Below are 12,007 nucleotides of genomic sequence, written 5' to 3' on the forward strand. Positions count from 1 at the left end.
ACTCCGCTTAGAAGTTGACGCCGAGGCTGATCGACACGTAGTCGCGGTCGCCGCGGGTGCCGTAGTCGCCGTCGATGAAGTCGGTGAACGCCAGGCTGGCGTTGTAGGTGTTGTTCAGCGAGGCATCCAGGCCGACGCTGATGGCCTTGGAACCCTCGCTGAAGGCCGATCCCTCGCCCGGACCGTTGCCGTCCACGTCGTGCTGCCACGACAGGTTGGGGCGCAGGTCGATGCCCGCCACCGCGTTGGGGTAGCTCAGGCTGGCGCGCATCCGGTAGCCCCAGGAAAAACGGGTGAGGAAACCGTCGTCGTTGCAGTGCTCGGGGGTACGCGAGACGGACTCGCAGTTGCCGCCGACCAGCACGCCGTTGCCGTAGGTGCCGTTGCGCCCGTAGCGCGGGCCGTAGGTGCCTTCCAGGCCGCCGACCCAGGTGGCCGCGGCCTCGCCCACCAGCACCAGCTGGTCCGCCCCCAGCACCTGGGGGAAGGAATGGGTGGCGGTGACCTGGGCCTGGGTGACTTCCTTGCGCCGGTAGCCGTTGAACAGGGTGTTGGCCTCCGGCGAGCGGATGCCCTCGGCCACCAGCGGCGAGCGCGCCGGATCGTTGAGCAGCGACTGGATCACGTCGGTGCCGTTGAGCTGGATCGGCATGTTCGGCCGGTAGCTCAGCTCGCCCTGCAGCGCGGTGCCGGTGTCCAGGTTGGTGGAGAACGACAGGCCGTACAGGCGAATGTCCTCGGGGTACTGCGCCAGGTAGTGCGAGGTGCCGAGGCGCAGGGCGTTGTCCAGCGCGTTGCCGAACACGGCGCTGTTGTAGAACGGGCTGCTGATGGTGCCCATGTACGGCAGGCGGCTGTGGTAGTTGGCCACGTAGGCGCCGAACTCGGTGTCCAGCTCGGCGGCGAACCAGCGCAGCGAGACGCCCCACTGGCCGCCGTCGCGGGCGTCCTGGTCCTTGGCCCGCGGAATGCGGATGCCCTCGTCGGTGAGATTGACGCCATAGGGCGTCAGCGCCGCCACCGCCAGCGGCACGCCGTTCAGCACGCTGCCCACGTCGAGGCCGTCGCAGCCATCGGCGAGGAAGTCGTTGCTGGAGAAGAAGGTGCCGCAGTTGTCGAGCTGGGTCTGTTCCCAGTCGAGCTGGTAGAAGAAGTCGGTGGACAGGGCGTCGGTGAGGTTCTGCGAGACGTAGAACATGTTCACCGGCACCAGGCCTTCCTTCACCTCCGAGCCCGGCCGGCGCAGCGCCGACAGGTTGAACGGGTTGACCACGTTGAGGCCGCCCTGGATGAAGGTGCTCTCGCCCCAGTTCACCACCTGCTGGCCGAGGCGCACCGAGCCCGGCTGATCGGCGAGGTCGTAGTTGTAGTAGACGAAGGCGTCGAGCAGCTCCGCGCCGGCGGACTTCGCCGACAGCTTGCGGTTGTTGTCCTCGACGTCCTTGAAACGCTGGTCGCGGTCGCGCAGGACGTAGTCGTACCAGTAGTTGCCGCGCAGGAACACGCCGAAGTCGCCGTGGCTGAGCTGCAGGTCGTGGGTGCCCTTGAAGATGCCGGAGAAGGCGTCGCCGGAGCGGAAGTTGCGCCGGCCGTCGTCGCCGGTGGCGCTGTTCAGCTGGTCCGGATCGGGGTTGGCGGTGGAGATGCTGGTGCCGATGGACAGCGAGGAATCCAGCTGTCCGTCGATTTCACCGAGCTGGAAATCCACCGCCATGGCACTGCCGATCATGCAGCTGAGGGGCAGCAGGAGATAAGGCGGTTTGAGCAAACCGTGCAGTCTGAATCTCATCACTCATTGTCCTCTTTGTTGTCGAGTGAGAATCGGATTTCACGCGCAGAGGACAACAAGCCGCGAAGTTCGCGGGCGAAGCAGACCCCGCTCCACCGGGAGTGGAACGCTGGCATTCGGCAGAATGGATGATTCGCTCGAAAGGGGTTTGCTACGGCATTACTTATTGTTCTGCACTGTTACGTCGAGTTGCGGATACTCCCTTCGTCCTAGTGTTTCAGGGATACTAGGGACCCTCGAAAAGCCCCACAAATAGTGTCTTCGGATGGAAGCCATAACGCTTCGGCATGGCCCAGAGAGAACCGCATGACCCTCAAGCAGCTCCGTTATCTGATCGCCATTGCCGAGGCCGGCAGCTTCTCCGCGGCCGCCCGCCGGGCGTTCATCGCCCAGCCGGCGCTGAGCCGGCAGATCGGCCTGCTGGAGAGCGAGCTGCAGATGCAGCTGCTGGAGCGCCAGCACGACGGTGTGGCGTTGACCGACGCCGGCCGGCGCCTCTACGAGGTGGCGCGCTCGGTGGTGCAGAAGCTCGATTCGGTGAAGGACGAACTGGCCTCGACCCGCGGCGACCCCAAGGGCCACGTGGCCATCTCGATTCCGGCCACCGCCTCGGCGCTGCTGCTGCCGGAGATCATCGCGCGGGCCGCGGAGAAGTTCCCCAGCGTGGCGCTGACCGTGTGCGACGGCCTGACCCGCGAAGGCGGCCAGGCCATCGAATTGGGCAAGGTGGACTTCGGCGTGGTGCCCAATGCCGAGGAGCTGGAGCACGTGGCCGCGGAGCCGATCTTCACCGAGGACCTGTACTGGGTGGGGCAGGGCGATGCCCTGAGCGACGATGCGCCGATCAGCCTGGCGGAGGCCGCGGCCACGCGGCTGGTGATGGCGCCGCGGGCGCTGCACCTGCGCCGGCGTATCGAACAGGCGGCGATGGAGACGGGAGTGGTGCTCAACGTGGCCTACGAGCAGCAGTCGGCGCCGGGTATCGCCAGCCTGGTGCGCAGCGGCCTGGCGGCGACCATCAGCAACTGGCCGCCGCTGGAGGAGCTGTTCCAGCCCACGGCGGCGCGGCTGATCGTCGAGCCGCGCATCACTCGCACCGTGTCCATCGCCCATTCGGTGCACAAGCCGCTGTCGTTCGCCGCGTCGTGCATGCGCGACCTGGTGCGCGGCATCCTGCTGGATGCGGTGCGCACCGGGCGCTGGCGCGGCAGCCTGATCGAGCGTGGCGCCGACGAGGATCAGGCGCGCGAGGCGAGTGCCGGCGCGTCGTCCTGAGCCAGGCGCTCGAGGGAGCGCTGCGGGTTCATCGCCACCAGGCCGATCAGCCCGGCCACGATCATCACGATGCCGCAGACCATGAAGCCCTGGGCGTAGCCGTCCGGGTGAGTGGCGCCGGCGCCGTGCACCAGCAGGCCGGTGATCACCGGCGCCGACAGGCCGGCCAGCGAGGCCACGGCGTTGCCGATGGCGAGGATGCCGCCGCGCTGGCTGCTGGGGGTGAACTCGGCGAGCATCGCCGGCCCCACCGAATACATCACCAGGGCCAGGCCGCCGCTCAGGGTGAGGGCGATGATGCGCGTGGTCACCGACAGCTCGGTGAGCATCAGCGAGGCGGAGAACAGCCCGCCGGCGATCAGGCAGGCCGAGACGAACGCGCCGCGCGCCAGGCGCGAGGGCACGCCGCGGCGCATCAGGCGCTGCGACAGCCAGGCCATGAACAGGCTCAGCGGCGTGGTCACCAGCACGAACATGACGAACATGTGGCCGGTCTCCAGCGGGTCGATGCCCAGGCCGATCTCCAGGTAGCTCGGCACCCAGGTCAGGGTCAGCGCCAGCGACCAGTTGGCGGCGAAGTGGCAGGCGTAGTTGCCGAGCACGCTGCCGTCGCCGAGCAGGCGGCGGTAGGGCACGCGGCGGGTGTCGGTCGCCACCTGGCCGGCGCGCAGGTTGTCCAGCGTGCCTTCGCGGCCCAGCAGCAGCCACAGCGCGCACCAGATCAGGCCGATCACGGCGAGCACGGCGAAGTTGGTGCGCCAGCCGTAGTTCAGGCTGATCCACGGGATCATCGCGCCGGCCACCAGCAGGCCCATGGCGCTGCCGGAGTGCAGCAGGGCCACCGGCAGGCTGCGGCGGTCATCGGGGAACCACTTGTACAGGGCGTGGGCGGCTACCGGCGAGGCCGGACCTTCGCCGATGCCGAGCAGCACGCGGCATGCGACGATCATCCACAGCGAGCTGGCGAACAGCATGGGCAGCTGGATCAGCGCCCAGAACAGGCCCATGCCCAGCAACAGCGTGCGGGTCGGGCGGCGGTTGGCGAGGAAACCGCCGACCACCGCGGACACGGCGAACAGCCAGTGCAGGGCGCCGCCGATCAGGCCGAACTCGGTCGGGGTCAGGCCCAGTTCCTGGGTCATGGGCACGCCGACCAGGCCGATCACCACCTTGTCGAGGAAGTTGACCAGCATCATGAAGGCCAGCAGGAAGGCGATGGTCCAGGCGCTGCGCGGACGGAAGCCCGTTTCTTCTCGGGTCATGGGGAATGCTCTCTTGTTGTTGTGAACGCCCCGTCCGGCTTCCCTGGCGGACGGGGTACGGCAATGCCTCAGGCGGGCATCAGGATGCCCTTGGCGATGGTGTTGCGCTGGATCTCGCTGGTGCCGGTCAGGATGCGCATCATGCGGCTGGCGCGGAACAGCCATTCGACCGGATGACCCTTGATCAGACCGGCGCCGCCGTGGATCTGCACGGCGCGGTCGATGATGCGGAAGGCGGTCTCCGAGGCGTACAGCTTGCACATCGGCGCCTGCACCTTGATGTCGCCGCCGGCGTCGTTGTTGGCCGCGGTGGCGTACATCATGCTGCGCGCCGCGTACAGCTCGGTGGCCATGTCGGCGAGCATGTGGTTGATCGACTGGAACATGGCGATCGGCTGGCCGAACTGCTTGCGCGTGCGGGCGTAATCCAGCGACAGGTTCAGCGCCAGGCCGGCCATGCCGAGCATGGTCGGGCAATGCAGCAGGCGGTTGAGGGTGATGCGCCCCATGGCCAGCTTGAAGCCCTGGCCCTCGTCGCCGATACGGCTCTGTACCGGTACGCGCACGTCCTTGAGCAGGATATTGCCGTGGGCGCCGCCGCCGGACATCACCGAGTAGTCGCTGTCGACGCTGACGCCCTCGGCGTGCAGGTCGACGAAGAACGCCGAGATGCCCTGCGGGCCGCGGCCGGGGGTGGTGACCGCGAGCAGCACGGCGAGGTCGGCATAGGGCGCGCCGGAGATGTAGCGCTTGGCGCCGTTGAGCACGTAGTGGTCGCCGTCCAGGCGCGCCTCGGTGCCGAGGGCGGCGGCGTCGGAGCCGGCCTCGGCCTCGGTGAGGGCGAAGCACACGGCCTTCTCGGCGCGGCAGATCGGCTTCAGGAAGTTCTCCACCTGGTAGTCGTTGGCGACCTTGAACAGGTGGCCGACCCGCGGAGGGCCGGACAGCTCGCCGAGGATGTGCGGCGCCAGCGGCGAGCCGGTGAGCACCGCCGCCTCCTTCAGCGCGCACAGGTCGGCCACGCCCAGGCCGGCGCCGCCGAGGGCCTCCGGCAGCATGGCGTTGTAGAAGCCGAGCTCGCAGGAGCGGCGCCAGATGTCGCGCAGCAGCGGCTTGGCCACCGGCTCGCCCCAGGTGATGCCCTCGCGTTCGGCCAGCGGGGCCAGTTCGTCGCGGGCGAAGGCGTTGATGCCCTCGATCAGGCGGGCGGCTTTTTCACTTGGCTGGATCATGTCCGTCTCCTCAGATGCGGCGTTCGCTGTTCTGCCAGTACGCTTCGCGGATCAGGCGACGCACGACCTTGCCATTGGGGTTCTTCGGCAGCTCCTGGACGAAGTCCACCGCGCGCGGCTTCTTGAAGCCGGCCAGGGAGCGCCCGCAATGCTCGATGATGTCCTCGGCGCTGAGCGTCTCGCCCGGCTTGAGCACCACCACCGCGCGGATCGCCTCGCCCCACTGCTCGTCGGGCACCCCGACCACCGCCGCCTCGAAGACCTGCGGCAGGGTGTAGAGCACCTGCTCCACCTCGGTGGGGTACACGTTGAAGCCGCCGGAAATGATCATCTCCTTCTTGCGGTCGACGATGAACACGTAGCCGCGCTCGTCCACCGTGGCCAGGTCACCGGTGAGGTAGTAGCCGTCGCGCATCACCTCGGCGGTCAGCTCCGGCGCCTGCCAGTAGCCCTGCATGATGTCCGGGCCCTTGACCACGATCTCGCCGATCTCGCCGGGCTTCACGTCCTCGAAGGCGTCGTTGACCACGCGCAGGTCGGTCTCGAAATAGCAGCGGCCGCAGGAGGCCAGGCGGCCCTGGTCCTCGCCCTCGATCAGGTGGTCCTGCTCGGTGAGCACGGTGACCAGCGAGCAGGTCTCGCCGGCGCCGTAGCCCTGGGCCAGGATCGGGCCGAACACGGCGATGGCGCGCTTGACCAGGGCCGGCGCCATGGGCGCGGCGCCGTACATCACCAGGCGCAGGCTGGAGAGGTCGAAGCGCTCCACGTCGGCCACGTTCACCAGGCGGTTGATCATCGCCGGCACCAGGAACAGGCGGGTGACGCGCTCGCGCTCGATGGTCTCCAGCAGCAACTGGTCGTCGTAGCGCTCCAGCAGCAGGTTGCAGGCGCCGACGGCCAGCAGCGGCATGATCTGCATGCCGCTGGCGTGGGTGATCGGGCCGACGTGGGCCATCACGTCGCAGGGGGCGGCGCGGCGGGTCGGGCTGGCGATGCTCTTGCGGATCAGCGCCTTGCGGTTGCCGAAGCTGAGCATGGCGGCCTTGAGCACGCCGGAGCTGCCGGAGGTGTAGTGCAGCACCGCGAGGGCGTCGTCGGCCGGGTCGGCCTGTACCGGCGCCTCGCTGCCGCGTTCCAGCACGGCGGCGTAGCTGGCGTCGCCGGCATCGTCGTCGAGGGAGACGATCCAGCGCAGGCGCGGAGTCTCGCCGCGGCGCGCATGCAGGGCGGCGGCGAAGCGGCCGTCGGCGATCACCGCCTGGCTGTGGGAGTCGTTGAGCACCTGGATGATCTCGTCCAGGGACAGGCGCGCGTTGATCGGCACCTTGACCATGGCCGACTTGTAGAAGGCGATTTCCGCCTCGGCCAGTTCCACGCGGTTGAGGGCGAGGATCGCCACGTGGGACCCCTCCGCCAGGCCGAGGGCCTGCAGGCCGGAGGCCAGGCGGTTGGTGCGGCGCTCGAGCTGAGCGAAGGTGATGCGCTGGCGGGCGTCGACCAGAGCTTCGTGCTCGGGCCAGTACAGCGCGCTGCGGCTGATGATCTTTCCTAGGTTCACTTTATTGTTCTCATCGGCAGGACAAGTGCGCCGATGCTATCCGCGGCCCTCCGGACGCAAGTAATACAACAGTACGATGCGGGCCATGCCGTTATGGAATGGCTGGCGCCGAAACGAAGAGTGCGCCCGCAGGCGCACTCTGGATCGACCGGGCGTGAGGGTCACAGCCAGGTGGAAAGGCTCAGCGAACCGAACTGGTCGTGCTCGTTCTGGCCCTCGAACTCCTTGCTGCGCCAGACGTTGGCGAACGACAGCTGCCAGCGGTCCCAGGTCAGTGCCAGGCCCAGCTGGGCGTCGCCGACCAGGGGCTCGCGGTCGACCGAGTGGCTGTCGCGGAAGGTGTTGCCGTCCAGCAGCATGTTGTGGGCCATGTAGCGGCCCTCGAGGTTGGCGAAGACGAACCAGCCGAAGCCGGCATCGGGCTTGAAGTAGGGCACGCCGGTGGGCGAGGGCGTGACCAGCGGCTGGCTGAGGCTGCGCGACAGACCGTGACCCAGGCGCACGCCGGCGCCGGTCGACAGGTAGCTGTAGAGATTGCCGAGGGCGCCGCCGACGCTGGGGCCGTATTCCAGCTCCAGGCCGCCGAGGCGGTGCTGCTGCCACCAGCGCTTCTCGTAGCCGACGTTGAGGAACAGCTCGTTCTCCAGCTGGTGGTCCCAGCCTTCCGGGGCGTCGCTGCCGGTCACGTCGTGCACGGCGCGCTGCAGGCGCTTGCCGCCGGCGCCCTGGCCCACCAGGCCGACGTCGACGGTGAGGGTGTCGGTCTCCCGGTGGCCGTCCAGCTGCCGGGCGGCGAACAGGGTGACGCCGCCGAACAGCAGGCCGGCGTAGGGGCGGTCGTCTTCCTGCAGTTCTTCGCGCTCGATTTCCTCGGGCGTGTACATCTGGTGGCCGAAGCGGTAGGCCGAGAAGGTCAGGTCCTCGGCCGTCCAGCCGGGTACCACGCCGGCCAGGTTGCGGGTCCAGTGCCCGGCCTCCGGCTCGAAGGCGCGGAAGCCCTCGATGCCGTTGGTGTAGTGGCCATCCCGGCCGCCGGAGAAGACATCGTTCTCCACCTTGAACGACAACACATCGGCGTGGCAGACGCCGGTCAACAGCAGAGCGGGGACGAGCGAAGCGAAGGCTGCGGCTTTCATGCGAGGCTCCCGAACGTATGAGTAGTGGCTTCCTGTGCGTCGCAGGGCGACACGCGGTGTCAGATAGCCTTACAAGCGAAGCGTTCAGGGAAAATTTACAACTGTGCACCGAACGTCGGGCAATTCGCGGTCGCACGCGGCGGAGCGCTGTGGTACCTTGCCCGCCGACTTCCGCTTACCGACCCCGTCGACAGCATGATCCTTCAGCACTCCGCCTGGCTGCCCACGCCGCCATAGCGCACCGCCCCCCTCCTGCCGAGCCCGCGCTCCTGCCTGCGGACTCGCGCCTGCGTGTCCGCAGCCCGGCTGCCGTCACCACACCTGATCCGTAATACCCACAACTCGAACCGACGTATCCCGGCACGCCTCCGCTGAGGCCTGGTGCCGGCGCGTCCTTTGCCTTGGATAGTCCGATGTTGCAGACAATCAAACAGAACTGGTTCTCGAACCTGCGCGGCGATGTGCTGGCGGGGCTCGTGGTGGCCCTCGCGCTGATCCCGGAGGCCATCGCCTTCTCCATCATCGCCGGGGTCGATCCGAAGGTCGGCCTCTACGCCTCCTTCTGCATCGCCGTGGTCATCGCCTTCGTCGGCGGCCGGCCGGGGATGATCTCCGCCGCCACCGGCGCCATGGCCCTGCTGATGATCACGCTGGTGAAGAACCACGGCCTGGAATACCTGCTGGCGGCGACCCTGCTGTGCGGCGTGCTGCAGATCCTCGCCGGCTTCCTCAGGCTGGGCGAGCTGATGCGCTTCGTCTCGCGCTCGGTGGTCACCGGCTTCGTCAACGCCCTGGCGATCCTGATCTTCATGGCCCAGCTGCCCGAACTGACCAACGTCACCTGGCACGTCTACGCCATGACGGCGGCGGGCCTCGGCATCATCTACCTGTTCCCCTACGTGCCCAAGCTGGGCAAGGTGATCCCCTCGCCGTTGGTGTGCATCCTCACACTGACCGCCGTGGCCATGGTGCTAGGCCTGGACATCCGCACCGTCGGCGACATGGGCCAGCTGCCGGACACCCTGCCGGTGTTCCTGTGGCCCGAGGTGCCGCTGACCTTCGAGACGCTGGCGATCATCTTCCCGTATTCGGCCGCGCTGGCCGTGGTCGGCCTGCTCGAGTCGATGATGACCGCGACCATCGTCGACGACCTCACCGACACCCCCAGCGACAAGAACCGCGAGTGCAAGGGCCAGGGCGTGGCGAACATCGCCGCCGGCCTGATGGGCGGCATGGCCGGCTGCGCGATGATCGGCCAGTCGATCATCAACGTGAAATCCGGCGGTCGCACCCGCCTGTCCACCTTCATCGCCGGCGCCGTGCTGCTGCTGATGGTGGTGTTCCTCAGCGACTGGGTCGGGCAGATCCCCATGGCCGCGCTGGTGGCGGTGATGATCATGGTGTCCATCGGCACCTTCAGCTGGGACTCGCTGCGCAACCTGCGCAGCTATCCCCTGTCCACCAACATCGTGATGATCGCCACCGTGGTGGTGGTGGTCTTCACCCATAACCTGGCCTACGGTGTGCTGGTCGGCGTGCTGCTGGCGGCGCTGTTCTTCGCCAACAAGATCGGTCACTACCTTCACGTCGGCTCCGAGCTCGACGCCTCCGGCGAGCACCGCACCTACCGGGTGACCGGCCAGGTGTTCTTCAGCTCCGCCGAGAAGTTCGTCGCCGCCTTCGACTTCCGCGAGGCGGTGCGCAAGGTCACCATCGACCTGAGCCGCGCGCATTTCTGGGACATCACCGCCGTCGCCGCGCTGGATAAGGCGGTGATCAAGCTGCGCCGCGAGGGCGCCGAGGTGGAAGTGCTGGGGCTCAACGAGGCCAGCGCCACCCTCGTCGACCGCTTCGGCGTGCACGACAAACCCGACGCCATCGACCGGCTCATGGACCACTGACAAGGAGAACGCCATGACCCACGTCATCGCCTGCATCGACGGTTCCGCCTGCGCACCGGCGGTGTGCGACTACGCCGCCTGGGCCAGCCTGCGCCTCGCGGCGCCGCTGGCTTTCCTGCATGTCCTGGAACAGCGCTACCCGGCCGCGGCCGACCTCAGTGGCAGCATCGGCCTGGGCAGCCGCGAGCATCTGCTGGAAGAACTGGTCAGCCTCGACGAGCGGCGTAGCAAGCTGCTGCTGGAGCAGGGCCGGATCATGCTGGCGGCCGCCAGGGAGCGCGCCGTGGCCGCCGGTGTGGCGCAGCCCGATTGTCGGCAGCGCCATGGCGATTTGCTGGGCAACCTGCGCGACCTGGAAAGCGAAACCCGCCTGCTGGTGATCGGCCGCCAGGGCGAGTCCAGCGGCGGCCTCGGCCAGCACGTGGGCAGCCAGCTGGAGAGCGTGATCCGCATCATGCACCGCCCGGTGCTGGTCACCAGCGGCACGTTCCGCCCGCCGCAGAGCGTCATGCTGGCCTTCGACGGCAGCGCGACGGCGCGCAAGGGCGTAGAGATGCTGGCGGCGAGCCCGCTGACCCGCGACCTGCCGATCCACCTGGTCATGGTCGGTGCCGACACCGGCGACCACTGGGCGCAGCTGGAGGCCGCCTGCGCGGTGCTGGCGAGTGCCGGCCACCGCGTGCACACGGCCATCCGCGCCGGCGATGTGGAACCCGCGCTGCACACCTACCAGGCCGAGCACGGCATCGATCTGCTGGTGATGGGGGCCTACGGGCACTCGCGCATTCGCCAGTTCCTGGTGGGTAGCACCACCACCAGCATGCTGCGCACCTCGACCGGACCGTTGCTGCTGCTGCGCTGAGCACGACGCGCGCAGGGCGCCGTCGCGCTCGACCGTCAGGAACGGTCGAAGCGGTAGAACAGGTTGGGTTCGCTGATCAGGTACAGGCGGCCCTGGTCGTCCAGGGTCACGCCCTCGGCCTGGGGAATGCCCTCGTGCAGGCCGGCGGAGCCGCCGTGCAGCGAGCGGAAGCTGACCACCTGGCCCTGGTCGGTCATCTCGATCAGCAGCTTCGACTCGTCGCTGAGCAGCACCAGGTGGCCGCTGCGCTGATCGAACACCACCGATGACAGATCGGTGGCGAACACCTTGTCGCGCACCGCCTCGGAGAGGTCCTTCACCTGCAGCGAGAAGGCGCTGTCGAGGCTCTGGCGGATGCCGGTGATCTCCAGCAGCTGGCGCGGGTCGCGTTCCTTGGCCACGTAGAGGCGATCGCCTTTGAGGTCGTAGGCCAGGCCCTCGAAGCCCTTGTTGTCCTCCTTGCCGAGCGCCAGCTGCAAACCCTGGTAGTGATGGCGATGCAGCGTGCGGTCGCCGGCCAGGCGACCGGCGTCGGTCAGCGGCAGACGGATCGGCACGATGTTCTGGCGCCGCTCCTCGACCACCGCGACCATGCCGTCGCCCAGGTAGGACACCGCCTCGACATCGTGGAAACCTTCCAGCGGGTAGCGCCCGACCACGTCGCCATCCAGGCTCATGGCCAGCAGCAGGTTGGGGCCGTTGGTCACGGCCCAGAGCAGGTCGCGGTCCGGGTCGAAGCTGAGCCCGGAGAGGTTGTTGGCGATGCCCGGCACCACCTTGGCGTCCACCTCGACGCGATAGGCCGGCAGCCACACGGACTTGTCGTGCCACTGCGCACTGTTCCAGTGGGTCTTCATCCAGAAGTACAGTCGGTCGTCCAGATGCTCCGTCCGGATGAAATACAGGCTCCAGACGACGAGGACGCACAGCAGTGCCGCCTGGTAGGGCACGCGGATGCCTCGGATCATGAAGTGCTTCGCCAATGCGAGCAT

General features: G+C 68.1%; 9 protein-coding genes. 3 read left to right on the forward strand and 6 right to left on the reverse strand.

What is annotated here, in order from left to right; all coding sequences use genetic code 11:
* Positions 1–7: 7 nt before the first annotated feature.
* Entirely contained in the window at positions 8–1,729 is a 1,722-nt protein-coding gene (locus tag NF616_RS08215; protein WP_252272924.1) for a DUF1302 domain-containing protein, read from the reverse strand.
* 366 nt (positions 1,730–2,095) lie between these two features.
* Between NF616_RS08215 and NF616_RS08220 the strand changes: the two genes are divergently transcribed.
* Positions 2,096–3,064, forward strand: a complete 969-nt coding sequence (locus tag NF616_RS08220) for a LysR family transcriptional regulator (protein ID WP_252272744.1) — start codon at positions 2,096–2,098, stop codon at positions 3,062–3,064.
* Here NF616_RS08220 and NF616_RS08225 read toward each other — a convergent pair.
* The 4 genes from NF616_RS08225 to NF616_RS08240 form a co-directional block, all read right to left on the reverse strand.
* Positions 3,028–4,326 (reverse strand): MFS transporter, encoded by a 1,299-nt coding sequence (locus NF616_RS08225; protein ID WP_252272745.1) that lies wholly within the window; start codon positions 4,324–4,326, stop codon positions 3,028–3,030. The two genes, NF616_RS08220 and NF616_RS08225, sit on opposite strands and share 37 nt — an antisense overlap.
* 68 nt (positions 4,327–4,394) lie before the next feature.
* A complete protein-coding gene (locus tag NF616_RS08230; RefSeq protein ID WP_252272746.1) occupies positions 4,395–5,558 on the reverse strand; it encodes an acyl-CoA dehydrogenase family protein in 1,164 nt (387 codons plus the stop codon).
* Between the two features lie 10 nt (positions 5,559–5,568).
* Complete coding sequence (locus tag NF616_RS08235; protein ID WP_252272747.1) at positions 5,569–7,116, reverse strand: AMP-binding protein; 1,548 nt, start codon at positions 7,114–7,116, stop codon at positions 5,569–5,571.
* 161 nt (positions 7,117–7,277) lie between these two features.
* On the reverse strand, positions 7,278–8,252 hold the full coding sequence (locus NF616_RS08240) for a lipid A deacylase LpxR family protein (RefSeq protein WP_252272748.1): 975 nt from the start codon (positions 8,250–8,252) through the stop codon (positions 7,278–7,280).
* A 413-nt stretch (positions 8,253–8,665) separates the two neighbouring features.
* Between NF616_RS08240 and NF616_RS08245 the strand changes: the two genes are divergently transcribed.
* Complete coding sequence (locus tag NF616_RS08245; protein ID WP_252272749.1) at positions 8,666–10,153, forward strand: SulP family inorganic anion transporter; 1,488 nt, start codon at positions 8,666–8,668, stop codon at positions 10,151–10,153.
* 13 nt (positions 10,154–10,166) lie between these two features.
* Positions 10,167–11,015: a universal stress protein gene (locus NF616_RS08250; protein ID WP_252272750.1), complete on the forward strand. Its 849-nt coding sequence runs from the start codon at positions 10,167–10,169 to the stop codon at positions 11,013–11,015.
* A 35-nt stretch (positions 11,016–11,050) separates the two neighbouring features.
* On the opposite strand, the gene NF616_RS08255 is transcribed toward NF616_RS08250, so the two are convergent.
* Positions 11,051–12,007: an SdiA-regulated domain-containing protein gene (locus NF616_RS08255; protein WP_252272751.1), complete on the reverse strand. Its 957-nt coding sequence runs from the start codon at positions 12,005–12,007 to the stop codon at positions 11,051–11,053.

The sequence above is a fragment of the Pseudomonas subflava genome, from assembly GCF_023823685.1.
In the GTDB taxonomy this organism is placed as follows: Bacteria; Pseudomonadota; Gammaproteobacteria; order Pseudomonadales; family Pseudomonadaceae; genus Aquipseudomonas; species Aquipseudomonas subflava.